The organism is Nonomuraea glycinis (assembly GCF_014646515.1).
GTDB classification, from domain to species: Bacteria; Actinomycetota; Actinomycetes; order Streptosporangiales; family Streptosporangiaceae; genus Nonomuraea; species Nonomuraea glycinis.
In genome coordinates, this window is record NZ_BMNK01000013.1 from 165,158 (window position 1) to 188,846 (window position 23,689).

At 68.7% G+C, this 23,689-nt stretch carries 18 protein-coding genes; 12 read left to right on the top strand and 6 right to left on the bottom strand.

The window, feature by feature from the left end; translation table 11 throughout:
• Window positions 1-52 precede the first annotated feature (52 nt).
• A complete protein-coding gene (locus IEY87_RS31275) occupies window positions 53-1,003 on the top strand; it encodes a VWA domain-containing protein (RefSeq protein ID WP_189142416.1) in 951 nt (316 codons plus the stop codon).
• Window positions 1,004-2,047: a VWA domain-containing protein gene (locus IEY87_RS31280; RefSeq protein WP_189142417.1), complete on the top strand. Its 1,044-nt coding sequence runs from the start codon at window positions 1,004-1,006 to the stop codon at window positions 2,045-2,047.
• A gap of 24 nt (window positions 2,048-2,071) precedes the next feature.
• Here IEY87_RS31280 and IEY87_RS31285 read toward each other — a convergent pair whose 3' ends face one another.
• A complete protein-coding gene (locus tag IEY87_RS31285; protein WP_225277814.1) occupies window positions 2,072-2,215 on the bottom strand; it encodes a hypothetical protein in 144 nt (47 codons plus the stop codon).
• A 99-nt stretch (window positions 2,216-2,314) separates the two neighbouring features.
• Here IEY87_RS31285 and IEY87_RS31290 point away from each other — a divergent pair, with 99 nt between their 5' ends.
• Window positions 2,315-2,626, top strand: coding sequence for a trypco2 family protein (locus tag IEY87_RS31290; RefSeq protein ID WP_189142418.1), 312 nt, complete (start codon window positions 2,315-2,317; stop codon window positions 2,624-2,626).
• 70 nt (window positions 2,627-2,696) lie between these two features.
• On the top strand, window positions 2,697-6,689 hold the full coding sequence (locus tag IEY87_RS31295; RefSeq protein ID WP_225277835.1) for a serine protease: 3,993 nt from the start codon (window positions 2,697-2,699) through the stop codon (window positions 6,687-6,689).
• A 103-nt stretch (window positions 6,690-6,792) separates the two neighbouring features.
• Here the strand turns inward: IEY87_RS31295 and IEY87_RS31300 are convergent, their stop codons facing one another.
• The gene (locus tag IEY87_RS31300; protein WP_189142420.1) at window positions 6,793-7,371 is read right to left on the bottom strand and encodes a hypothetical protein; all 579 of its coding nucleotides are present in this window, start codon (window positions 7,369-7,371) and stop codon (window positions 6,793-6,795) included.
• A 540-nt stretch (window positions 7,372-7,911) separates the two neighbouring features.
• On the opposite strand from IEY87_RS31300, the gene IEY87_RS31305 reads away from it, so the two are divergent.
• Window positions 7,912-8,874: a hypothetical protein gene (locus tag IEY87_RS31305; RefSeq protein WP_189142421.1), complete on the top strand. Its 963-nt coding sequence runs from the start codon at window positions 7,912-7,914 to the stop codon at window positions 8,872-8,874.
• A gap of 133 nt (window positions 8,875-9,007) precedes the next feature.
• Here the strand turns inward: IEY87_RS31305 and IEY87_RS31310 are convergent, their stop codons facing one another.
• From IEY87_RS31310 to IEY87_RS31325, 4 genes are all read right to left on the bottom strand, one after another.
• Window positions 9,008-9,292 carry a hypothetical protein gene (locus tag IEY87_RS31310; RefSeq protein ID WP_189142422.1) on the bottom strand — a complete coding sequence of 95 codons (285 nt, stop codon included), beginning with the start codon at window positions 9,290-9,292 and terminating at the stop codon, window positions 9,008-9,010.
• 199 nt (window positions 9,293-9,491) lie between these two features.
• On the bottom strand, window positions 9,492-10,820 hold the full coding sequence (locus IEY87_RS31315) for a serine/threonine-protein kinase (RefSeq protein WP_189142423.1): 1,329 nt from the start codon (window positions 10,818-10,820) through the stop codon (window positions 9,492-9,494).
• A gap of 136 nt (window positions 10,821-10,956) precedes the next feature.
• Window positions 10,957-12,276: a hypothetical protein gene (locus IEY87_RS31320; protein WP_189142424.1), complete on the bottom strand. Its 1,320-nt coding sequence runs from the start codon at window positions 12,274-12,276 to the stop codon at window positions 10,957-10,959.
• A 348-nt stretch (window positions 12,277-12,624) separates the two neighbouring features.
• Window positions 12,625-13,698: a LacI family DNA-binding transcriptional regulator gene (locus IEY87_RS31325; protein WP_189142425.1), complete on the bottom strand. Its 1,074-nt coding sequence runs from the start codon at window positions 13,696-13,698 to the stop codon at window positions 12,625-12,627.
• A 147-nt stretch (window positions 13,699-13,845) separates the two neighbouring features.
• Here IEY87_RS31325 and IEY87_RS31330 point away from each other — a divergent pair, with 147 nt between their 5' ends.
• From IEY87_RS31330 to IEY87_RS31360, 7 genes are all read left to right on the top strand, one after another.
• Window positions 13,846-15,207, top strand: a complete 1,362-nt coding sequence (locus IEY87_RS31330; protein WP_189142426.1) for an ABC transporter substrate-binding protein — start codon at window positions 13,846-13,848, stop codon at window positions 15,205-15,207.
• 5 nt (window positions 15,208-15,212) lie between these two features.
• Window positions 15,213-16,142 carry a carbohydrate ABC transporter permease gene (locus tag IEY87_RS31335; RefSeq protein ID WP_225277815.1) on the top strand — a complete coding sequence of 310 codons (930 nt, stop codon included), beginning with the start codon at window positions 15,213-15,215 and terminating at the stop codon, window positions 16,140-16,142.
• Window positions 16,139-16,963 carry a carbohydrate ABC transporter permease gene (locus tag IEY87_RS31340; protein WP_189142427.1) on the top strand — a complete coding sequence of 275 codons (825 nt, stop codon included), beginning with the start codon at window positions 16,139-16,141 and terminating at the stop codon, window positions 16,961-16,963. Before IEY87_RS31335 ends, IEY87_RS31340 begins: the two co-directional genes overlap by 4 nt.
• Before the next feature lie 42 nt (window positions 16,964-17,005).
• Window positions 17,006-18,166, top strand: a complete 1,161-nt coding sequence (locus tag IEY87_RS31345; RefSeq protein WP_189142428.1) for a glycoside hydrolase family 68 protein — start codon at window positions 17,006-17,008, stop codon at window positions 18,164-18,166.
• Window positions 18,167-18,309: 143 nt separating this feature from the next.
• The gene (locus IEY87_RS31350) at window positions 18,310-20,388 is read left to right on the top strand and encodes an alpha-amylase family protein (RefSeq protein WP_189142429.1); all 2,079 of its coding nucleotides are present in this window, start codon (window positions 18,310-18,312) and stop codon (window positions 20,386-20,388) included.
• Window positions 20,385-22,403 (top strand): alpha-amylase family protein, encoded by a 2,019-nt coding sequence (locus IEY87_RS31355; protein WP_225277816.1) that lies wholly within the window; start codon window positions 20,385-20,387, stop codon window positions 22,401-22,403. Before IEY87_RS31350 ends, IEY87_RS31355 begins: the two co-directional genes overlap by 4 nt.
• On the top strand, window positions 22,400-23,686 hold the full coding sequence (locus tag IEY87_RS31360) for an ABC transporter substrate-binding protein (RefSeq protein WP_225277817.1): 1,287 nt from the start codon (window positions 22,400-22,402) through the stop codon (window positions 23,684-23,686). The genes IEY87_RS31355 and IEY87_RS31360 overlap by 4 nt, the downstream gene beginning before the upstream one ends.
• The last annotated feature ends 3 nt before the right edge of the window (window positions 23,687-23,689 follow it).

Here is a 23,689-nt window from a genome sequence, read left to right on the forward strand (position 1 = left end):
CCGACCAGGGCGACCTCATGACCGCCCTGCCGAGGTCGATCAGGGAGGCCTCATGACCCTGTCCTCCCCGCTGCTGCTGGTCGTCGGGCTGCTGGTCACGGTGGCGCTCGCCTGGGCGGCCGTCGTCTCGGCGCGCCGCCGGACGGCCGCGCTCGCCGCGGCCGGGGTCGCCGTGCCGGGCGGCGGCCGGGCCTACCTCGGCATCGGCCTGACGATCGCCGGCATCGGGGTGCTCTCGGTCGCCACCGCCGGCCCGGCCGCCATGGTGCCGGTCCCGCGGACCGCGGGCACCGTCATCCTCGCCCTCGACGTGTCCAACAGCATGGGCGCCGACGACGTCGCGCCCACCCGGCTGGCGGGCGCGCAACGGGCGGCCCGCGCGTTCGTGGCGGCGCAGCCCGACAGCGTCGACATCGGCGTCGTCGCGTTCGAACGGGGCGCGCTCACCACGGCCAGGCCCGACGCCGACCACTCCGTCGCGCTCAAGGCCATCGACCGGCTGAAGGTCACCGGCGGCACCTCACTCGGCACGGCCATCACGGCCTCGCTGTCGGCGATCACCGGCAAGCAGGTGGCCATCGGGCGCGACGGAACCGCGCCCGACATCGGCTACTGGCCGTCGGCGACGATCGTGATGTTCTCCGACGGCCAGAACCAGGGCCCGGACGTCGAACAGGCCGCCGCCGTGGCCCAGCGGGCTAACGTGCACATCCACACCGTCGGGGTCGGCACCACGGCCGGGGCGACGGTGAAGGTCGACGGCTACCACCTGCAGACCTCGCTCGACGAGAGCACCCTCACCGCGATCGCGCAGACCACCGGCGGCGCCTACCACCCAGCCTCCGACACCGCACGGCTCGACGGGATCGCCGACACGATCGAGCTGCGGCTCACCGTCTCCGACGAGCCGCTGCCCCTCGCCGGCGGGCTGATCGGCCTCGCCCTCGCGCTGCTCACCGCAGGAGCCGCGCGCACCGTGCTCCGGTCTGGACGGGTGATCTGAATGACGTTCTCATGGCCGTGGGCGCTGCTGTCCCTCCTGATCATCCCGCTGATCTTCGCCATCCGTGCGTGGGCGCGACGCCGCCGCCGGCGAGCCGCCGTCCGCGTCACCTCGATCGCGCTCGTACGCAGCGCTCTGCCCGGCCGTACGCGCTGGACGCGGAAGATTCCCGCGGCCCTGTTCATCGCCGGACTGGCGCTGCTCGCGGTCGGCGCGGCGCGACCGCAGGCGTCGGTGCCGGTGCCGCAGACGTCGGCGACGATCGTGCTCGCGCTCGACACCTCCGGCTCCATGTGCTCCACGGACGTCGACCCCAACCGCATCACCGCAGCCAGGAAGGCCGCCGCGGAGTTCATCGAGTCGCAGCGGGGCGGGCCGCGCATCGGCCTGGTCACCTTCGCGGGCAGCGCGGGCCTGCTCGTCCCGCCCACCGACGACACCGACTCACTGATCGAGGCGCTGGACGGCCTCGGCGTGGCCCGCGGCACCGCGATCGGGCAGGCCGTGCTCACCTCGATCGACGCGATCGCGGAGGTCGACCCGTCGGTCGCCGCCACAGGGGCGAACCCCAGCGGCGGCGAAGGCTACGCCGCCGCCGCGATCGTCGTGCTCACCGACGGCGCCAACACCCAGGGCACCGATCCGCAGACCGCCGCCAAGGAGGCGGCCCTGCGCCGCGTCCGCGTCTTCACCATCGGCTTCGGCACCAGGACCCCGGCCCCCATGGTCTGCGAAAGCTCCCAGTTCGACGGGGGCTGGGGCGGCGGCTTCGGCGGGCGCGGCGGATTCGACAGCGGCCGCAACATTCGCCTGATCGACGAGCCCGCGCTCAAGCAGATCGCCCAGACCACCGGCGGCTCCTACCACCGCGCGGAGAACGCCGACCAGCTCGAGCGCGCCCTCGGCTCCCTGCCCGGCACCTTCACCGTCATCCAGCAACGCGTCGACACGGCCGCCGCCTTCGCCGCCGGTGGCGCCGTCCTCATCGCCACGGCCCTGTCCCTCTCCCTCTGGTGGAACCGCCCCCGGCCCCCGGCCCGCTGAGCCGACCCGCCTCAGCGGTCCCGGTCAGCCGCGCGTGCCGTGGGGGACGTACAGCGAGAGGTGCGGGGACAGAGGGCGGAGGAAGTCCAGCGCGTCGAAGATCGCGCCCGCCGAAGCGTCGCCGGTGGTCCTGGTTCGGCCGGTGAGGACGCGGTCGACGGCCTCCACCGCGAGCAGCGCGCGCGTGGAGCCGTACGAAGCCTCACATCATCAGGCATCATCGACATGTGCCCGGCAGTCCTACCCAGCGATATGCGGAGACAGCTGATGAACGAATCCGAGGGTGTGCCCCTGGCCGACTACATCCGCGTGCTCCGCGACCAGTTGGAGACGGCGCAGCAGGAAGGGCACGGCCGTGCGGTCAGGTTCGGGGTTGGGGCCGTGGAGCTGGAGTTCGAGGTCGCTGTGACGCGGGAAGCCGGCGGGAAGGGCGGGCTGAAGCTGTGGGTGGCCGAACTAGGCGCTGAGGGCAAGAGGAGCAACGGTCAGACCCAGCGGGTCCGGATGACCCTCACCCCTACCGATGAGGACGGCCGCCCGCTGTCGGTGACCGACCGGTTGCCCGAACTTCCGCGTTGAGACCGTGTCTCGCGTGGACGGCTCGCTCGTCGGACGGTGCGTCGAGCTCCTGGTGGAGCGTCAGGGTGAGATGGGGTACGGCTCAGGGCTGCGGCTGGCGACGTCTTTGGTGGTGACGGCCGGGCATGTCGTCAAGGACGGGACCGGGGTCAAGGTACGGCTGTTCGGAGGCGGTCCGGACGAGATCGTGGTGCACGGCCGGACCGTCTGGAAGGGTGATCAGGCGGATATCGCGCTGGTCGAACTCGTCCCGGACGCACCCCTTGACGAGATTGTGCCCATGGCCGTCGGAGTCGTCCCGGAGGAGTCCCACGGGCGGCTGCCGTTCACCGCGGTCGGATTTCCACGCCATCAGACCTGGAGAGACGGGGACAGGGCACTTTGGCGCGACAGCTACCAGATTGACGGAACGATCCCCCTGGGATCGAGCGTCAAGCGGGGGCGTCTGGCCCTTCATCGGGCCGACGGACGCATCCTGGAGGCACGAGACTGGAGCGGTTTCTCCGGTGCCGTCGTCGTCTGCGAGGGTTCGGCCGTCGGTGTCGTCGTGGAGTCGGCGCACTCCGGAGGTCTGGAAGCCGTACGCCTGGCCGCCGCGATCGGCGCGTACGAACCGCGTGCGCAGGCCGAGCGGGAGCCCGGACCGAGCGCAGCGGCGGCACGCGCGCTCCTGGCCGGCCACGGTGTCGTACCGGAACGGATCAGCGTTCCCCGTTCGAGGGAGGAGCGGCGCCGCCCGGCCTACGGGGCGCTGCTGCGCCAGTACGCGGCCCGCTGCCCGGAACTGACCGGGCGTGAGGAGGAGCTCGCCGATCTCACCGCGTTCGCGACCGGGCAGGAGCCGTACCTGCTGCTCGTCGCCGGTCCCTGGGCGGGAAAGACGTCATTGGTCACGCACTTCGCCGAAAGCCCCCCTCCTGAGGTGGACGTGGTGTCGTTCGTCATCTCCCGGCGTGACGGGCAGATGCGGGTTCAGCAGTTCCACCGCGCGGTGTGCGAGCAACTCGCAAGCCTGCTGGGTGAGTTCCCTCCCCTCGAACCGGACGCGGCCGTCTTCCTCAGCCTCTGGGAACGTGCGGCGAACGACCACGAGCGACGTGGACGTCCCCTGGTGCTGATGGTCGACGGCCTGGACGAGAATGACTTCCGGGAGCTGGCCGAGCCCAGCATCGCCTCGCAGTTGCCGGCCATCAGGGGAGCGAAGACGCACGTCCTGGTGACGAGCCGCCACCCACACCTCCCTCTGGACGTGGACGAGAGCCACCCTCTGCGTGACTGCCGCCGCCAGGTTCTGGCCCCCTTCCCCGCGTCGACCAGCCTGCTCCTGCGGGCCTGCCAAGAGCTGGATCACGTTCTCACCGAGCCGCTGCCGCGCGGGATCCTGACCGCGATGACGGTCGCCGGCGGCGCGCTCAGCGGCAGGGACATCGCCTCGATCACCCGAGACGCCCCGCTGACCGTCCGCCGTACCCTCGAACGGGATCTCCACCGCGTGGTGGAGTCGCGGCCCGGCCAGGTGACCCGCTACACGCTCGCGCACGACATCCTGGTAGCCGCCGTCCGGGAGGATCTGGAACAGGAGGAGGTCGCGCACACCCGTGCCTCCATCGACGCGTGGGCCCTCGCCTTCGCTGAGGCCGGATGGCCTGACGAGACCCCTGCCTACCTGACCGACGCCTACCCGACCCTCCTGCTCGCCGAAGGCGCCGGCCACACCCTGGCCACGCTGGCCTCGCCGGAACGGCGCGCCCTGCTGCGCCGCCGGACCGGCGGCGACCTGGCCACGCTGTCCGAGGTGTCGAACGCGGCCAGGCTGCTCGCGGCGGCCCCGGACTGCGACCTCGCCTTGCTCGCCCGCGTCTCCCTGCTGAGGATGCGCATCGAGGATGACAGCCACAGCGTGCCCTCCTCCTATCCGCTGCTTCTGGTAAGGGTCGGTCGATCGGAAGAAGGCATCCAGCTGGCCCGTACACTCCAGAATTCCTACGCCCGCGCCGAGGCCCTGCTGACGGTCGGGGAGCGCCTGTTCGACTCCCAGCCGGTCGAGGCCCGGAACCTCGTTCTCGAGGCGATGGCCGTACCGGGCAGGCTGGAGCTTGAGCGGGTGGAACATGCGATGCGCGTGGTCCTCGCGCTGGCGCGGTGGGGCGAATCCGACGTCACCGACATCGCCGATCAAATCATCATCGACCATATAGACGGCCTGTCCGGGAATGATCGAGCCTGGTCGATCACCGCGGTCGTCGGCCCGTTGGCCGAGATCAACCCGGCGCTCACCCAGACCCTGATCGAGGAGGCCGTCGTCCATGCCGATGACGAGGATCTGCCAAGCGTATGCGGCTACCTCGCCGAAGCGTGCGGTGTCCTCGGCGAAATGGATCGCCTGCTCCGTTACCTCTCGACCCTGGACCGAAAAGGCAGAAGGGAGGCCTTGCTCTGCGCCTGTGAAGTCCTTTTCGCCAAGGGAGGACGTCGTAACGTGCCGGAGGTGCTTCTCGCCGCGCTGAACAGTGAATTCTCCCTGGCGGAACTCGTGGAGTCGGCGGCCTACCAGGACGAGGAACGGGTTCGGCAACTGCTCGCGATGCTGTCCTCGGACGAGACGGTCCTTCCGTTCCACGGTCCCGGCAAGCTCATCTACACGGCACTCGCCGCGCATGGCCATGATCCCCGGCAGACCGAAACCGCAGAAGTCGAAGATCTGGACGATCTTCTGGCCTACGCCGCGGCCTCCGCCCGGAACAACGGGCATCTGCCTCTGGCCACCTCTCTTGGACGAGACATCGCGGGCCCCGCCGACCGGGCGGAAACCCTCACCGGGATCGCCCTGGCGATCCTCGATACCGGCACACCACAGAATGTCGATTCCCTGGTGGGAGAGATAGACGCGGCCCTCGACGAGAGCATGAGTGCGTCGTCCCCTCGCCTTCTCGCAGTATTCGCATGTGCCGCCGGCGCCGCTGGAAGAACCGAACTGGCCGAGGAGGCCCTTGAACTGGCACGGCACACGGTGCTCAGCAGTGTGAATGATGTTGACGCCTGGGAGGCCGGCCCGGTCGCGGCCGCGGCAGCGTCCCTCGGCCACCTGGAACACGCGCTCGCGATCGCCTCGGCGTATCAGACCGAGGAAATGGACCGGATCGACATACTCCTCAAAGCTGCCGAAGCCATGGGCGACCACTCATCAGCCGACCTCGACCTGCTCATCGACCTGGTGACCGAAGGTCTCGAGAACTGCGAAGACCCGAACGGGAGCGGATGGTGGTCCCGCGTCTCCTGCGACCTCAAAGACCTCCTCCTTCGCACTGGACGCATCGACAGGTCGATGAACCTGACGACAGGTGCGGACGAGAGCTATCTTCGGGCCCGCACCCTCGATATGCGTGCTCACTTGCTGTCGAACGACATCACCGGAGCGATCTCGCTGATACGCGCGACAGTGCGGGACGCGCCCGCAGATTCCCCTACCGGTCTCGCACGCCGGCAGGAACAGGCCGCCGCGATGGTCGTCGAAATGTGCGACGCGGGTCATCAGAGCCTGTGCCGCGACTTCACGGCCGAGCTCACCGGAATCGCCGACCTGAGCCTGACCTTCGAGGACTCCCTATGGGCCCGCCCCTGGCTCGCCGTAGCCTGTCAGGCCACGCGACTCAGCGAGGAACACACTCAGCTACTGGACCTGGCCCAGCACGCGGTACTGGTGGCGGGAAGCTCCACTGTGCCGGTGGAGGCGGTCGTACGCCTGCGTCTATGGGATCGCTACCGCGCCGAAGCTCGTCTCTTGAACGATGTGCTCGCCGAGACCGTTCTCACCGAGTTGGTCAGCGCGCTGCTTGAGGCAGGTCTCCCGCAGGAGGCGGTCGCCGTCATCGATGATCTGGAGGAGGACGCGGCCTACTGTCTGGCCCTCGCCGCGGCCACGGGTGGCGAGCCGAGCCTCGACCTGGTCAAACGTTCGCTCACCCTCGGCTTCGAAAGCGCCATCATCACACCGCTGGCCAGGTTGGAGCCGCGGTGCCTGGATGAGATCGCGGCACAGCTCGGCCTCGTTCGTCCGGGCTGAGATGACCAAGGCCCGTCCCACGTCATGGAGCGGATCGCCATTGCTTCGCAGGGGTGAGCTTCCGATGTCCTGATCGGACGTACCACCATCTGATCGGTTCGAGCTATCGCAGACCCGACGCCACCTCGAGATGCCGGACGACTGTGAGAAGATCCCACGCGTACAGACGGTGCTCAAGCTCGCTCAGCCGGGCGGCTTCGCACCGCGCTTCCGTGAGAACGGCCCCGACGTCCAGGATCTCGTTGACACATGCGCTGATCTCCAGGAGGACCGGATCTGTGGAGGGCATCAGATCCGGTAAGCGCTTGCGGCGCCAGAACCACAACGCGTGCAGCGCGGCTTCCCGGGGAGCGCCGTACCAGTACCAGCGAGCCTGGATGTTGGGATTCGCCTCCTCCGCGCGCGGAGATCGCCGGCCTCGCTTCTTGGCCTCCCGCCGCCTCGCCGCGTACGTCTGGAGCTCGGCATGCCAGGCGGCGCGGCCGGCCTCGACGAGGTCCAGGGCACGGAGCAGCGCCGCCTCATCGCGCTGGAACCTCCCGGCCCGGGACTCGACGAAGCTCAGCGTCGCTTCGAATCCGATCGGCCGGTACAGCTGCACGCAGGAGCGGAACGCCGACACCCGCCATCGGTGGGGCAGCGCGGGATCCCGCACCTGACGGGCGAAGGTGCCGAAGCTCACTACCGAAGGCTAACCGTCCGGCCCAGGGCACGCGGTAGCGGTCGAGTCACGTCCGGCGGTGGGACGACGGCGAGTCCGCTCCGGACGCGTGACCGATCTGCCACAGCTGTTCCTGAACCGATCCAGGATGTTGTCGGTCCCCCTGGCTACCCTCCAGCGCATGGCAGTCCCCAGATCATCCCCATCGTCTACAAGCCCGACGGCATTGCGATCATGCTGTGACCAGGGCTCCCGCCAAGGAGCCTGAAAAGGCTCATGGAAAAGCTCACTCCTCCTCGTCGCGGTCCTGTTCGTAGGCGGCGTGGTGTACGCCGCCGGCAGACTCGCGAATCGGCACCGTAAGTAATCCGCCGCGAGCCATCGGCTCCCGAAGAAGGGAAATCGAGTCTTCCCCGAATTCCGCCTGTCGTGGTGACAGATGGAGTTCGCTCTGAATGAGCAGGGACTGGTACGCTCCGGGACATCTGTTGATCATCCGGTCATTGCGCCAAGCCTAGGAGGCCCTTTTCAATGCGCCGTTTACCTGCTCTCTTATCCGCCATGCTCATCGGTCCGGCGACCATGCTCGTGGTTCCGTCCGCGGCGGAGGCTGCCGTTCCCGACGTCGTGCGTGCGGTCCGCGAACGGCTCGCCAAGGGCGCGAGCGTGGAGTTCACGCAGTACGGCTCTGTCGAAATCAATAACCGGAACAAATACACCAATCACACGGCCCGGGTGTTCCGCTACAACCCGATGCAGGAAGGGACGCTGGTTCTCGGCAGGGGTGGAGTCGTCGCGGCGAGCATCACGCGCCGGGTGGACTTCAACCGTCGCCTGCTTCCGCTGGCCAAGGAGCGCGCGGCCGAAGGCGACCCGGTCTCCCGGAGCCTCATCTCGCAGACCCGGCCGCATCGCTGGATCAACACCAAGGGCCGCTTCTACACCACGGGACGGCTGTGGACCGCCGACCTGCCCCAGGGAAGGACATGGGCGCGGCGCGGCAACCGTGGCGCGGGCGCCACGGCCTTCGGCGACCACGTCATCAACATCTTCGAGCCCGCGACGCTGAAAGCGCTGATCGCCGACGCCGATAAGAAGAAATTCAATGTGCCGAATCCCTCGGGTAAGACCGCCGATCTCAAGCGGACCGGGTTCTACAGCGGCGCCCTCACGTTCGCCGAACTGTACGACCTCTCATCCACTTTCCGGCAGGTTGCAGGGAAGCGGCCGGACGCGAGTTATGCGAAAACGATCGTGAACTGGGCGCTCTACTTCGACGCGAAAGGGTTGCCCTTTCAATTCGGCTCGGACTTCTCCACGCAGGAGAAGGAGAAATACCACACCCAAGGAGGCGCCATGACGAACATCGTGAGCTGGGGTCCGCCCAGGAACATCGCGGCGCCCAGGCCGAATCAGGTCGGCGTCGTTCGCGCCCCCGCCGACGGTCTACCCGAATTCGACGACCTCGCGGAAATCGCCCAGGTGAAGGCGCCGAGCTCGGAACCGGCGTGGAAATCGAGCTGAAAGAACCAGAGGCCGGTCTCCGACCATTCAGTAGCCACGGCGGACCCACCTGATCGGCGCGGGCCCGTCGTCGTCCTCGTCCGTGTCGAAGCCGGCCATTCAGTCCCCGATGTACGCCGCCCCTTCGGCGAGCTCAACGAGTGACGCGAAGGGCCCACTCGACCGAATCGGGGGCCTGGATCCGTACCGTCAGAGTTTTCCTCGCACCGAGATCGAGGCGGTTCATGATCGGACTGATCACGTCGTCGAGACAGGTGAAGGGCATGGTGACGTCCGGCTCCAGAATGATCTCTGCCTGGCCCTGACCTCGGCACCGGAACAGGACCCACAGTTCCTTCTTGCCGGGTGGGATCTCCCCGACGACCATGGAGCCGGTCCTCGGTCCTGCCTTGAGGATGCTTTTCGTGCCGGCTTCCATGCCTGGCACGCTGAGCCGCTCAGGTTCGGGCGCCGGCGCGGTGGTCGTGGTTTCGGCCGGAGCGGCCGACGAGGTAGCGCCTCGGGGCTCCGCCACCGGAACGGCTGGAGGCGCGTCGGTGCAGGCCACCGCCAAGGAAGCGAGGCCGCAGAAGACCAGGAGAGGCGCTACCCGTCGGATCTTCATTGTCGATTCACTTTTACTTGATGCCGACACCGGAGCGCCGGAGCTTCCTCGACTCCCAGGCCCAGCCCCCGGTGATGAGCATGACGACGGTGATTCCGATCAATGAGAGCGACCAGGCATCGTCGTAGTCCACGTAGTCCACGAGATAAGACCTCCTCACGAGAATGGACATGCCGTCGAAGGCGAGAACCGTGGCGCCTCCAGTGAGGGCGATCCCGACGACACCCACGACTAAGGCAACGGTCTTACCGGCGACCGGCGGTACGAACCGGGCCACCTGCGCTCCCAGCAAGCCGGCCAGAGCGAGGTCAGCGAAGATGGGGACCGCCAGGAGGAAGCCCGCGTCGTCATCCAGCGCGTCCTCGAAGTCTTCCCAGGCGAGGCCGACGTCCCTGAGACCGACGACACCGAGCATGAAGATGATCGCCATCATCACCGCGACACCCTTGTGCTGCCACCCCTGCTGAGGGACCTCTTCAGGTCGGAGGACCCTGGTGCCGTTCCGTACGTGGTCACGGTTCGGCCGCTGCTCGCCAAGGAGGGACAGTGCCTGATCGACGGTCGGTCTGCTGTTCGGGTCCTTGTCGAGCAGCCGGGTGATGAGCGGCGCGAGCCGGTCCGCTCGTCGCGGCGGTGGCGGTTCTTCCAGCAGGACGGCGGTCAGCGCGGCCGGCTGAGTGTTGCGACGGAACGGTGAGACGCCCTCGACGGCCTGGTAGAGGGTCACGCCGAGGGAGAACAGATCACTGGCCGGGAGCCCGTCGATGCCGCGTGACCGTTCCGGGGCCATGTACTCGGGGGAGCCTATGAGCATCCCGGTGGCCGTCAGGGTGGTGTCGGTGGTGTGGACCGCGATGCCGAAGTCGGTGAGCAGGATCTTGCCGTCCCTGCCGAGCATGACGTTGGCCGGTTTGATGTCGCGGTGCACGACGCCGGCCTGGTGCGCCGCGCCGAGCGCCGTCAGCAGCGCGGCGGCGAGCTCCGCGGCCTTGTCCACCGGCAACGGCCCGTGCGCCTCGATGTGCTCGGCCAGCGACTGGCCGTCGATCAGCTCCATCACGATCCACGGCAGGCCGGCGTCCGAGACGATGTCGTAGATGGCCAGGATGTGCTCGTGCGCGCGTAACCGTACGGCGTTGCGGGCCTCCCGCGCGGTGCGCTCCAATCGCTGGTCCTGCTCCGCCTGGGACATCCCGGGCAGCAGCCGCAGCTCCTTGATCGCCACCTCGACGTGCAGGACCTCGTCCTGGGCACGCCAGACCCGCCCGAACCCGCCCGACCCCAGCTCGGCGATCAGGCGGTAACGTCCGCCGACCACGTGACCAGGCTGCGCCACTGTCATGACCCACTCCGCCCGTATTGCCCTGTAGGACAGTTGATCAGAGTAAATCACTGACAGGAGCGCTGTGTTCCCTGATGGTGACCCTTCGCTTGCACGATGCCCCTCGCCATGGTGGCGGCGAGAGGCATCGTGCAGGTCAGGCCTGCGGTTTGGTCCGGCTCAGTAGCCACTGGAGGATGGAGGTGTCCTCGTAGGTGGGTCCGTAGGCCGCGTGGTAGTCCGGCAGGGAGAACGCCGCGTCCTCGTACTCGGTGTAGTGCATAAGGGTCCCGATCTCCTCGGGGGACTTGCCTCGTGCGGTGTAGGCGTTCTGCAGCAGTTGCCGTGTGGTGCGGGCGAGGCTGATGTTCAGCAGGTGGTCGTGTACGCCGTGGGTGACCCAGAGCGGGACTTCCGCGGCGGCGATGGCCGCCGCCTGCTCGGCGTTGACCGCGAAGCCGCCGGTCACCAGCCCGCCGGCGAACAGGTCCGGACGCTTGGCGAAGGCGTGCCACAGCAGTTGGGAGCCGTAGGAGACGGTGGTGGCGTAGACCCGCCGCTTGTCGACGGCGTAGTCCTTGAGGAACTGGTCGAGCAGCTTGACCAGGAGGTCGGCCTCGGCCGCGCCGCCCACGCGCTGGTGCTGCGGGGCGAGCACGATGACGTCCTCGGTGCCGCCGGTCCACTTCTGCTGCAGCCAGGCCGTGGCGGGAATGTCCGCGGCCACCTGGACCATCAAGTTGTCCCCGTCCCAGCCCATGCCGTGCCCGGGCAGGACGACCATCAGCGGGTACGTCTTGGCCGGGTCGTAGTTCTTCGGCAGGTGGTAGTGGTACGGCAGCACCATCCCGTTGGACAGGTACGAGCCGTAGCGGAATTCGTCGACGAGGAGGTTGACCGGCTTCTCGGTCACCTTTCTGGAGGTGTTCGGGGTTCCCTTGGCGAGCAGCGGCCCCCTGCCGAGGCCATGCCCGGGCTGTCCGTAGACGTTCTTGCGCTGGACCACCCGGGTGGGCAGATCCGGGTTCACCCGCACCGCGCACCGGCCGTTCGGACACTTGGAGGTGATCACTGTCCAGCCGGCGTTCTGCTCGGGGTCGAGCTCGACGATGACGTACCGGCCCGGCGTCGAACGGTGGTCGGCCCGGATGGTGGCGGCGTCGTTGGTGTAGGCGCGGGTGACCTTGCGGTCGGTCAGCTTGGGCAGGTCCTCGATGGGATTGAAGCGGAAGTTGTAGAGGGTGTCCTGGACCGAGAAGGTGGAGGTGTCCAATTCCCGTGGGTTGACGTTCTGGCCGTACTCGACCGCTACCGCGGACACTTTCTGCCCGTAGGTGTAGACCGTGGTGATGGGGGTGATGCTGCGGATTCCGGCATCGGGGCCGCTGCTTGCGTCGGCGGGCGCGGCGGACACCAGGCCCGAGGCGACCATGGCCAGGGCCGAGGCCATCACCCCGACCCATCTGCGGATGCGCATGCGGTACTTCCTTTCCGGCCGTGGGCCGCGTCGTACGCGTGACCCACTGTGCTAAATCGATTTAGTAATGGGTAACAGTGGTGCCGGTTCGCGACGGGTGGGGATGCCACTGCGCACGTAGGCAGCGGAGTGCGGGCCGTGGATCGCTGGGAGCCCGGCATTGTTACAGTGACGCTAAATCGGGTTAGCTGTACTATTACGGCCGGTCCCACCCGTGTCAAGGCTCGATTACGGCCTCAGGAATCGCCGGCGTGGACAGATCCGTCGAGAACGCTCACCCTTGCTGATGGCGAGCGCGGGTGCCCGGTAGAGCGACTCCACAGGGGGCGACACGGGGGCCGAGGGCGCTCAGTCGAGCGACTCCGCGGTGGCCGACGGGGCGACGGAGTCGCGGCTGCGGACGGGCATCGGGACCCGATGCACCTCGCCCACCCGGTCGGGGTCGGAACGATCGCGGTCGATCTCGGTGAACAGCACGTCCACGGCCTTGCGGCCCAGCTCGTAGTGGGGCAGCGCCACGGTGGTCAGCTTGGGCCGCATCCACGAGGCGATGGGGTGGTCGTCGAAGGAGACGACGGAGACATCCGCAGGCACTTTGAGCCCGAAGTCGTCGAGTGCCTGGTAGACGCCCATCGCGATCCGATCGTTGAAGCAGATCAGCGCACGCGGCCGGGTGGTCCGCAGGAGATCCTGGGCCGCTGCGAGGCCGTACTCCGGCTGCCAGTCGGGGCAGACACGAGCGCCCGCCACCTTGACGCCCGCCTCGCCGAGCGCCTCCCGGATGCCGACGAGCCGTTCCACGGCAGCGACGCTCCCCGAGGGCACGTCGCGCAGGCTGGGACCGGCGCCGATCAGGTAGATGCCGTCGCGATGGCCGGCGTCGAGCAGCACACGGGCGGCGCTGCGGCCGGCCTCGACCTCGTCGGGCAGGACGGCGGGCAGAGGGGTGGGCTGCTTGGACAGCGCGTTGAGCAGCACGGTGGGCGCGGCGGTGATGCCTTTGGGCAGCTTGATGGTCCTGGTGAACATCGAGGCCAGGATGAGCCCGTCCACCTGGCGGTCCTGCATGGCCTGAAGCAGGAGGCCTTCGAGCGCGGCGTCGCCTTCGGTCTCACCGATGAACAGCATGAAGCCGCGGTCGCGGGCGGCCTCGAGCGCTCCCTTGATCATGTCACCGGCCAGGCGCGAGGTGGCGACGGTGTCGGAGACGAAGCCGATCGTCCGGGAGGTGCCCGTACGCAGGCCCACGGAGACGATGTTGGGCCGATATTGCAGCTCTTCGGCGGCTTTGAGGACACGCTGCTCGACGTCGTGAGAGATGCGCAGCTCCCGGCCACGGCCTGACAGCACCAGCGAGGCGGTCGTGCGGGAGACGCCCGCGGCCTTGGCCACGTCGGCCAGCGTGACCCGTCGTGGGCTCACTCGACATCTCCGATCGTCAAGAGTGTGTTACGGGGGGTTGACATCGTACGACGCGTGTGGTGAGACTATCGGCGCTAACCCGATTTAGCAAACGAAATAGGGGCATCAGCCGGGCGCCGATTGTCCCACGCAGCAGAGGAGATGCACATGGCTCGTCGCGTTCACCCCGGCAGGTCCGGGGTCGCGGTTGTGATCGCCATGGGGGCGCTGGCCGCCGCCTGCGCGGCTCCCGGCGCCAACAGCCCGCAACCCCAGGCCACCGGCACGTCGCCGGTTTCGGCAGCGCCCACCTGCGGCTCGGCGCCGATCACGGTGAGCGGCTACTTCGAGACCGGCTTCCCGCTGCCCAAGGCGCTGACCACCGAGTTCACCAAACAGCACCCGAACGTCACGTGGGACGTCCGTGAGGACCAGTTCGCGGTGATCACCCAGAACGCCCCCCGGGTGCTGGCGGACAACCCGCCCGACCTGATGCGGCTGCCTCAGGTCTCCGAGCTGGTCAAGGACAACCTGCTGAAGAACCTCGACGGCTACGCGCAGGCCTTCGGCTGGGACAAGTGGCCGGCCTCGCAGCTCGAGCAACTGCGCCTGGGCCCCGGCGGCCGCCCGCGCGGTGAGGGCTCCCTGTACGCCCTCGGGCTCAACTTCAGCATGACCGGCATCTTCTACAACAAGAAGCTCGCCGCCCAGGTCGGCATGACCAAGCCGCCCGCCACGCTGGCGGAGCTCGACCAGGTGCTGGGCAAGGCCAAGAGCGCGGGCATCACCCCCATTCTGCAGTTCAACGGCGGCGCCACCGGCGGCCTGGCGTTCCCGCTGCAGAATCTCATGGCCTCCTACGGCCCGGCCGGGCCCATCAACGACTGGATCTTCCAGAAGCCGGGCGCCACCATCGACACCCCGTCGAACCTTCAGGCCGCCCAGCACCTGGAGAAATGGACCAAGGCGGGATATTTCCAGAAGGACATCAACGCGGTCGACTACGCCACCATGATGAGCCGCTTCATCGACGGCAAGGGCCTGTTCATGTTCAACGGCGACTGGGAGTCGGGCAACCTCGACAAGCAGATGCCGGGCAACGCCGGCTTCTCCCTGATGCCGCCGGCGCAACAGGGCGGCAAGCGCGCCGCCATGTCGGCGCCCCTCACCTTCGGGATCGCCGCGAACGCCAAGAACGCCGACTGCGCCGCCTTCTTCCTCAACTGGGTGGCCACCGACAAGCGAGCCCGCGAGATCGGCGTCGAGATCGGCGGATCGCGTCCGATGGGACCGGCCGACGCGTACATGCCGGCCGTGGCCTCGGACAAGGTCACCGCGAGCACCCTGGAAGCCGGGGCGGACATCGCCGGCGACAACGGCGCGATGGACTTCATCGCCAACGCCACCGGCGCCATCTACGCCAAGAGCTGGACCCCGAACCTGCAGAAGCTCGTCGCCGGGCAGCTGACAGCGCAAGAGCTGCTGACCAAGGTCCAGGCTGACTACACCGGCCAGCTCGAAGGGAACTGAGACAGGTGACGCCCCGCTCCGCCGGCGCCCGAACCGCGCACCGGCGGCCGGTCGCGACCAAGCTGCGCGACCCGCGCGGCTTGGTCGGCTGGCTGTTCGTCGCCCCGGCGCTCATCTTCTACGCGGTGTTCGTCCTGCGCCCGATCACCCTGACGTTCCAGTACTCGATGTACGAGTGGAACGGCATCGGCGCCTCCACCTGGGTGGGGCCGGCCAACTACGGCAAGGTCTTCACCGATCCGGACCTGTTCGACTCGCTGATCAACGCCTTCAAGCTGATCGCGTTCTTCAGCGCCATCCCGGTCGTGCTGGGCCTGGCGATCGCCGCGACCATCCGGCGCATCGCCCAGAGCCGACTCGCCCTCGTGGCGCGGACCGTGCTCTTCCTGCCGCAGGTCATCCCGCTGGTGGCCGCCGGCATCGCCTGGAGCTGGCTGCTGGCCTCCACCGGAGTGATCAACCAGCTGCTCAGCCTCATCGGCCTCGGCGGGGTGACCCGGGCCTGGCTGGGCGACTTCGACACCGCCCTGCCGGCGGTCGGCATGATCGGCGCCTGGGTGCTGCTCGGCCTGTGCACGCTGCTGCTCCTGGCCGGCATGAGCAAGATCGACCCAGCACTGTACGAGGCCGCCCGGCTCGACGGCGCCGGCGCCTGGCGGGAGTTCGTCTCCATCACGGTCCCCAGCCTGCGGCAGGAGATCGCGGTCTGTGTCACCGTGACCGTCATCGCGGCCCTGGCCAGCTTCGACATCATCTACATCGCCACCCAGGGAGGCCCCGGCAACACCACCATGGTGCCCGGCCTGCAGATCTTCTACCTGGCCTTCGCCGAGCGCGAGGTGGGCACCGCCTCGGCCCTGGCCGTGGTGCTCATGGTGCTCGTGATCGCCTGTGCCCTGCCCATCCAGTGGTTCGCGAAGGACGGCAACCGATGATCACCTCGCGGCGGGAGGCCTGGACGGGCAGGGTACTGCTCATCTTCCTGATGGCGGTCACGCTCCTGCCGTTCCTCAGCCTGTTCGTCACCGCCCTGCACCCCTCCGGCACCTACCCGGCCGGACTGGCCTGGCCCGACGACCCCCAGTGGGGCAACTTCCCGCGGGCCTTCGAGGCCGCGAACATGGGCGAGTTGCTGAAGTCCAGCGCCCTCATCGTGCTGGGCGTGGTCCCGATCTCGATCGTGCTGGGCACGATGGCCGGCTTCGCCATCGGCCACCTGCGCGTGATCGGCGCCCGCGTGATCTTCCTGCTGTTCGTGCTCGGCCTGACCCTCCCGTTCGAAGGCGTCATCACGCCGCTGTACTACCAGATCCGCGACATGGGGCTGCTGAACACGCGCTGGGCCATCATCCTGCCGCTCATCGGCCTGTTCATGCCGTTCAGCGTCTTCTGGATGCGCGCCCACTTCGTCAACATGCCGGGGGAGCTGTCCGAGAGCGCGCGGATGGACGGCGCCAACGTGTGGCAGTTGTTCCGGCGCATCCACGTGCCCCTGGCCATGCCGGCGATCTCGTCCCTGGGCATCCTGCTGTTCCTGTGGACCTGGAACCAGTTCCTGCTGGCCATCGTCCTGGTGGACGACCCCGCCAAGCGCACGATGTCCGGCGCCTTGGGCGCCTTCCAGGGCCAATGGGGCACCGACATCCCCCTGCTGTGCGCGGGATCGCTGCTGATCCTGACCCCCACGCTCGTGATCTTCCTCCTCTTCCAGCGCCACTTCGTCAAGGCCCTGCTCCAGGGCTCCCTGAAAGGCTGACATGGTCTCCCGAGCTGAACGCCGCCGCAGGCGGAGTGCCGCGTGAGCGGTGACCGACCGGCCCGCTGGACCCGCCGGCACCTCGATCTGCTCACCGAGACCGGCACGACCACGGCGCCCGTCATCGACCCCGCGGCCGTACCCCGGATCCTGCCTGAATACGACCTCTGGGACCTGTGGCCGATTCAGGAGGAGAACGGCGCGACGAGCGTGATCGGCGGTCAGGAGCTGTGGATGACCCTGTCGGCCCCCGCCCTCGGCCACCCGGAGGAGCGCCACGACAAGGCCCGGATCCGTCTGCTCGGCAAGAACGGCGAGGAGTGGCAGGACCTGGGGAACGCCTTCGCCGACGACGCCTCGCCCGGCAGCCGCGAATGGTCCGGATCTGCGGTCCGCCGGCCCGACGGCACCGTGTCCGTGTACTACACGGCCGCCGGGCGGCGCGGCGAAGCACGCCCGACGTACCGGCAGAGCGTCATCGAGGCCCGCCCCGCCCTGACCGCCGACGGCGGTCGGATCACGCTGCGACAGGACGCCGAGCATCGAGAGATCCTGCGCTCCGACGGCCGGATGTACCTGCCGGCCGATGAGGCAGACGGGGCACCGGGCCGGATCAGGGCGTTCCGCGATCCAGGCTGGTTCCGTGACCCGGCCGACGCGCGCGACTACCTCCTCGTCGCCGCGTCCACCGCCTGGGAGGACACCTTCACCGGCGCGATCGCCCTCGCCGCGCCAGGGGCCGACGGCTGGTCCCTGCTCCCGCCCCTCCTCATCGCCGAAGGCGTCAACCACGAGCTCGAACGACCGCACGTCATCGTCCACGACTCCCGGTATTACCTCTTCTTCTCCACCCAGCGCCGCACCTTCCACCCGGCCGGCAGCGCACCCACCGGCCTCTACGGCTTCGCCGCCCCCAGCCTGACCGGCCCCTACGAGCCGCTCAACGAATCCGGCCTCGTGCTCCAGAACCCGGCCGACGAACCCGACCAGGCCTACGCCTGGCTGGTGCTGCCGGACCTCCAGGTGATCAGCTTCGCCAACTACCGGTCCGACCTGGGCGGCGATCTCCTAGGTGCGGGAGCCGCGCAGGCACGGGCCGGCTTCGGCGGCACCATCGCACCCACGCTCAAACTCACCCTGGAGGGACTGACGACCTCCGTCGGCCCGATCACCACAGATCTACGAGCCGCAGCCCGTTCCTGAGGCGCGACTGAGACGTCCTCCAGCCGGGCGTAAGGCACTGTACGGTCATCCACCGGAAGGCGGTCGGCTTGCCTTGTCTTTCTTGCATTCTTGTATAACAATATTTCTCGTCTAACGATCATTTCGACGAGAGGTGCGTCACGATGCGAACACCCGACTGGCCGCGTACGGCGACCCGCTGGACGCAACTGACGCTGGCCGAGGACGACCCGGCGCATCTCGACGTCGACTTCTGGACCTCGGTGATGCGTGACAGCAGGTCCAACGCGGCCTGCATCAGCGCCGGCGGCTACATCGCCTACTATCCGACCCGCATCCCGTTCCACCACCGCAGCACCTACCTCGGTGACACCGACCCCTTCGGCGCCCTGGTCGAGGCCGCCAGGGGATTGGACATGCACGTCATGGCCAGGGTGGACCCCCACGCCGTGCACGCCGAGGCGGCCGAGGCGCATCCCGAATGGCTGGCGCGCGACGCGCAGGGGGCGGCCATCGAGCACTGGGCGTACCCGGACATCTGGCTGACCTGCTCCTTCACCGACTACCACCGCGAGTTCATCACCGAGGTGGCCCGCGAGATCGTGCGCGAGTACGACGTCGACGCGATCTTCGCCAATCGGTGGGAGGGCTACGCCAGCATCTCCCACAGTGAGGCCGCGCAGCGCTCGTTCCGCGACGACACCGGGTTCGAGCTGCCCAAACGCGAGCGCGACCCGTCCGACCCCGCCTGGCCCGCGTACGTGGCCTGGCGGCGGCGCAAGCTCAGCGAGCTGGTCTCGATCTGGGACACGGCGGTCAAGGACGTGCGGCCGCACGCCCGCTTCATCCCCAACCTGGGCATGTTCGCGGCCCGCGACCTCGAGCCCGAGCTGGTGCGGCGGGTCTACCCGATGTTCGTGGTGGACAAGCAGGGCCGCTCGGGGATCGAGGCTCCGTGGGCGGCGGGGCGGGTGGCCAAGCGCAGCCGCGGCCTGTACCCCGACCGGCCGATCGGGCTCATCACCTCAGTCGGCCCCGAGCACCACCAGCACCGGTGGAAGGACTCGGTGGCCCCGCCCGAGGAGGTGCGGACGTGGATCGTGGACGGGTTCGCGCAGGGCGCGTTCCCGTGGTTCACCAAGTTCAACGCCACCGTCTCCGACCCGCGGTGGGTGCCGCCGGTGGTGGAGGCGTTCAGCCTGCACGCGCGGCTGGAGCCGGTGCTGTCGGAGATGGCGGTCACCGCCGAGGTCGCGCTGCTCGACCCCAGCAGGGCCGGGCAGCTCAGGACGGGGGCGGCGCACACCTTCCCCGACGAAAACGGGTTCTACCAGGCGCTGGTCGAGGCCCGGATCCCGTTCGAGTTCATCGCCGACCAGGCGCTGTCCGCCGAGCGGCTGCGGCCGTACAAGGTGCTGGTGCTGGCCAATGCCGAGCAGCTCGGCGACGCGGAGTGCCAGGTGATCCGCGAGTATGTCGCCGCGGGCGGCGGCCTGGTGGCCGCGCACCAGTCCTCCCTGTACGACGAGCACGGCGACCTGCGCGACGGCTTCGGCCTCGCCGACGTGTTCGGCGTCGACCTGACCGCGCCCGTCAGGGGCCCGGTGAAGAACAACTACATCGCCCTGACCGGCGAGCACCCGGTGAACGCCGGCTTCGGGGGCGCCGAACGGATCATCGGCGGCAGCCACCTGCTGCGCGTCGAGGCCAGGCCGGGCACGCGGGTGCCGTTCCGGTTCGTGCCCGACTTCCCCGACCTGCCGATGGAGGAGCTGTACCCCAGGCAGGCGCCGGACGCCCCCGCAGTGATCACCAGGGAGGGGCCTGGGCGGGTCGTCTACATCCCGTTCGACATCGGCGCGATCTTCTGGGAGGCCCTCCAGGCCGACCACGGCCTCCTGATCGCCAACTCGGTGCGGTGGGCGCTCGGCGGCGAGCCCGAGGCCACGGTACGCGGGCCCGGCCTGGCCGACCTCGCCGTACGCCGGGACGAGCACGGCGTCGCGGTGACCGTCGTGAACCTCACCAACCCGATGGCCATGCGCGGCGCCATCAGGGAGACCATCCCGCTGCCGCCCCAGACGGTGTCGGTCGCGCTGCCGCCCGGCGCCCGGGGGGCCACGGCGCGCCTGCTGGTCGCGGACGCCGAGGCCGCCACGGTGGTACGCGACGGCCGGGTCGAGGTGGAACTGGCGAACGTGGGGCTCATCGAGGTCGTCCACCTCACCTGGGAGCGGTCGTGAGCGGGGCGTGGTGGCGCGAGCCGTTCCAGATGTTCCAGACCAACCTCCGTGAGGTGGACGCCGGGCTCGACGTGGAGCGGGTGCTCGACTACCTGGAGGAGTTCGGGGCGAATGTCTGGCTGATCAGCGTCGGCGGCATCCTGTCCAACTATCCGACCGGCCTGGATTTCCAGACGCGCAATCCGCGACTGGCCGAGCGCCCGTCTGGCGACCTGGTCGGCGACGCGGTCGCCGCGGCCCGCCGAAGAGGCGTGCGGGTGCTGGCCAGGATGGACTTCTCCAAGATCGACCACCGGCGGGCCGAGGAACATCCCGAGTGGTGCTTCGTGGCCCCCGACGGCGCTCGCCAGGTCTACAACGGGCTGGCCAGCGTCTGCCCGAGCGGCGACTACTACCAGGTCAAGCTGTTCGAGGTCATCGGCGAGGTGCTCGACAGGTACGAGGTCGACGGGTTCTTCCTCAACTGGATGTCGTTCAACGAGGTGGACTACAGCCGTAAGTACTGGGGGGTCTGCCACTGCCTGGCGTGCACCCGCCGGTTCGGGGAGGAGCTGCCCGAGGGGCCGGACTCGCCCGGATACCTCAGGTGGCGCACGTTCGCGCAGGACACGATCGAGGACCTCAACTCCCGGATCCGCGCCGAGATCGCCCGGCGGAGACCGCAGGCCGCGCTGATCCTGGGCGAGCACGCCGACATCGTCTTCCACGAGGCGAACAACGCCGTCGGCCGGCCGCTCTGGCACCACCGCACCAGCGAGCACGTCAGCGCGGCGAAATCGTACCGGCCGGACGTTCCGGTGCTGGTCAACTCGGTGGGGTTCGTGGACATGCCGTACCGGATGGCGGGGGAGGAACCGCACCACTTCGCGCAGTATCTGCTGCAGGCCATCTCGCGAGGCGCGATCCCGTCCACCTACATCATGGGGACGCCGGACGACAGCCCGTATGAGTGCCTGGAGATCGCGGCGGAGATCACCCGCTTCCACCGCGACCACGCCGACGTCTACCGGGACCTCGTCTCCGAGGCGCGCACGCTGCTGGTCCGGCCCGACCCGCTGAAGGACGGACGCCCCGCGACCAGCGAGTTCCAGGGGCTGTACCTGGCGTTGCTGGAGCGACACATCCCCTTCGACGTCCTGCCCGAGGACAAGCTGCCGGTGACCGATCTGTCCCGCTACCGGCTGATCGTGCTGCCGGACCTCGGCCCGCTCCGGTCGGCCCGCGTGCTGGACGCCTACGTGGCGGCGGGCGGGTCGGTGCTGGCGACCGGTTCGAGTGGCTTCGACGTGGACGAGGTGCAGCTCGATTGCCTGCCCGCGGTGCGCCGCCTGGCGAGCATGGAGAGCGAGGAGTCCGTGCGCTCGCTGCATCTGCGCGGTGACCGGGGCATGGTGCCGGTCATCGGGGCCTTCCACGTGGTCGAGTCCGGCGAGAAGGCGGAGGCGGGCCTGTTCGCGCTGTCCAGGGCTAGGTACGGCCCGCCGGAGAAGTGCCACGGCCACCGTGAGAGCGGCCATCCGGGCTGGCTGAGCGCCCCCTACGGCCAAGGTAAGGGCATGTTGATGCCGTGGACGGTCGGCCGCGGCTACCGGGAGACCGGACTGAGCGCGCACCGCGACCTGTTCGCCGACCGTGCCGGCCCGGACCTCGCGGTGGAGACCGGACTGCCGGAACAGGTGGAGATCGTCCCCGCGCGATCGGGGGCGGCGCGCGTGATCCACCTGCTCAACCGCTCGGGCGACGCCGACCAGCGCTTCCGCCGCCCGGTGCCGATCGGCGAGTCCTGGCTCGACCTGCCGTGGCCCGGGGAGTGGCAGGTGCGGGCCCTGGTCGCGGGCCACGCGCTGGAGGTCGAAGGCAACCGGGTGCGGCTGCCCGAGCTCGGCCTCTACGAGGTGCTGGTAGCAAATTGTCAAACAAGTACACATGAGCTATTGACGGTCTCGTCAGACAAATGGACACTAGGTCATCACCAGGGCAGCCGGTCCCCTGTGAGAACGATGGGAGAATCATGATGAGCGGACTCGATCGGCGGGGATTCCTGAAACTGGCGGGGGCCGGGGCTGTGGGGGCTTTCCTCACGGCGTGCGGCGGCGACTCCGGCAGCGGCGGTGCGTCACTGCGGTACGCCTGGTGGGGCAACAACGTCAGGCAGCAGAACTACACGAAGGCCCTCAAGGAGTTCGCCGCCAAGAACCCGGGCGTCCAGATCGAGCCGGAGTTCGCCGACTACGCCGCCTTCCAGGAGCGCATGACCACGCAGATCTCCGCCCGTGACGTGGCCGACATCTTCTGGATCGCCTCGCCGCAGGTGCTCACCTACCACAAGAACAAGCTCTACCGGCGCCTCGACGACATCCCGACCCTGAACCTGGCCGACTACTCCAAGGAGGACCTGGAGTCGTACAAGCTCGGTGGACAGCTCAACACCATGCCGTTCGGCATCTTCGTCCCCGCCCTGCGCTACAACGAGACGTTCGCCAAGGAAGACGAGGTGGAGCTCCCGCCCGCCGACGCCGACTGGGACGCCTGGGCGGCCTTCCTCATCGAGTACGCCAAGGACAACCCGAACAAGCGCAAGGGCATGCCGTACGAGCCCGACGCCGACCTGCCGTTCGAGTCGTGGCTGCGACAGCGTGGCGAGCAGCTCTGGACCCAGGACGGTCAGCCCGGCTTCACCGCGGACAGCGTGCGCGCCTGGTTCGACTGGTGGGACAAGCTGCTCAAGGCGGGCGCCGTGCTGTCGCTCAGCGAGCAGGAGGGCATCGGCCCCGACTGGGCCCTGGTCGGCAAGAAGGTACTGGCCAACATGGGCAACTCCAACCACATCATCGATGAGGCGAGGATGTTCCCCGACTACCGGTACAAGCTGCGCGCGATGCCCGTGGCCAAGGACGCCCAGGCCGGATACCAGTTCCTCTACTTCCCGCGGATGGCGATATATCAGGGTATCGACGACGACAAGGTCGAGGCCGCCGGCAAGATCGTCAACTACAACACCAACGACTACGCGATGCTCAAGACCGTCGGCATGACCATGGGCGCGCCGGTCAACCCCAAGGTCTTCAAGCAGTCGCTCGAATCCGCGAGCGGCGACGAGAAGGAGATGCTCACCCTCGTGCAGGCCGGCCGCGAGGCCGAGCGCCGTCCCCGCTTCGAGGCGCCCCCCGGCACGAACACCTGGCGGACGGCCATGTCCAGGGCCGCGGAGGAGATAGCGCTCGGCCGGCTCAGCACGGCCGACGGAGCGAAACGGCTCCTGGACGAGATCCAGGCCGGCATCTCACGGTCCCGTTAGGAG

What these genes read in the sequence shown, in the direction of transcription:
- IEY87_RS31290 (WP_189142418.1), top strand. Translation starts at nt 2,315, where the DNA reads ATGAACGAATCCGAGGGTGTGCCCCTGGCCGACTACATCCGCGTGCTC.
- IEY87_RS31280 (WP_189142417.1), top strand. Translation starts at nt 1,004, where the DNA reads ATGACGTTCTCATGGCCGTGGGCGCTGCTGTCCCTCCTGATCATCCCG.
- IEY87_RS31305 (WP_189142421.1), top strand. Translation starts at nt 7,912, where the DNA reads ATGCTCATCGGTCCGGCGACCATGCTCGTGGTTCCGTCCGCGGCGGAG.
- IEY87_RS31310 (WP_189142422.1), bottom strand. Translation starts at nt 9,292, where the DNA reads ATGGAAGCCGGCACGAAAAGCATCCTCAAGGCAGGACCGAGGACCGGC.
- IEY87_RS31320 (WP_189142424.1), bottom strand. Translation starts at nt 12,276, where the DNA reads ATGCGCATCCGCAGATGGGTCGGGGTGATGGCCTCGGCCCTGGCCATG.
- IEY87_RS31340 (WP_189142427.1), top strand. Translation starts at nt 16,139, where the DNA reads ATGATCACCTCGCGGCGGGAGGCCTGGACGGGCAGGGTACTGCTCATC.
- IEY87_RS31360 (WP_225277817.1), top strand. Translation starts at nt 22,400, where the DNA reads ATGATGAGCGGACTCGATCGGCGGGGATTCCTGAAACTGGCGGGGGCC.
- IEY87_RS31315 (WP_189142423.1), bottom strand. Translation starts at nt 10,820, where the DNA reads ATGACAGTGGCGCAGCCTGGTCACGTGGTCGGCGGACGTTACCGCCTG.
- IEY87_RS31350 (WP_189142429.1), top strand. Translation starts at nt 18,310, where the DNA reads ATGCGAACACCCGACTGGCCGCGTACGGCGACCCGCTGGACGCAACTG.
- IEY87_RS31275 (WP_189142416.1), top strand. Translation starts at nt 53, where the DNA reads ATGACCCTGTCCTCCCCGCTGCTGCTGGTCGTCGGGCTGCTGGTCACG.
- IEY87_RS31295 (WP_225277835.1), top strand. Translation starts at nt 2,697, where the DNA reads ATGGGGTACGGCTCAGGGCTGCGGCTGGCGACGTCTTTGGTGGTGACG.
- IEY87_RS31330 (WP_189142426.1), top strand. Translation starts at nt 13,846, where the DNA reads ATGGCTCGTCGCGTTCACCCCGGCAGGTCCGGGGTCGCGGTTGTGATC.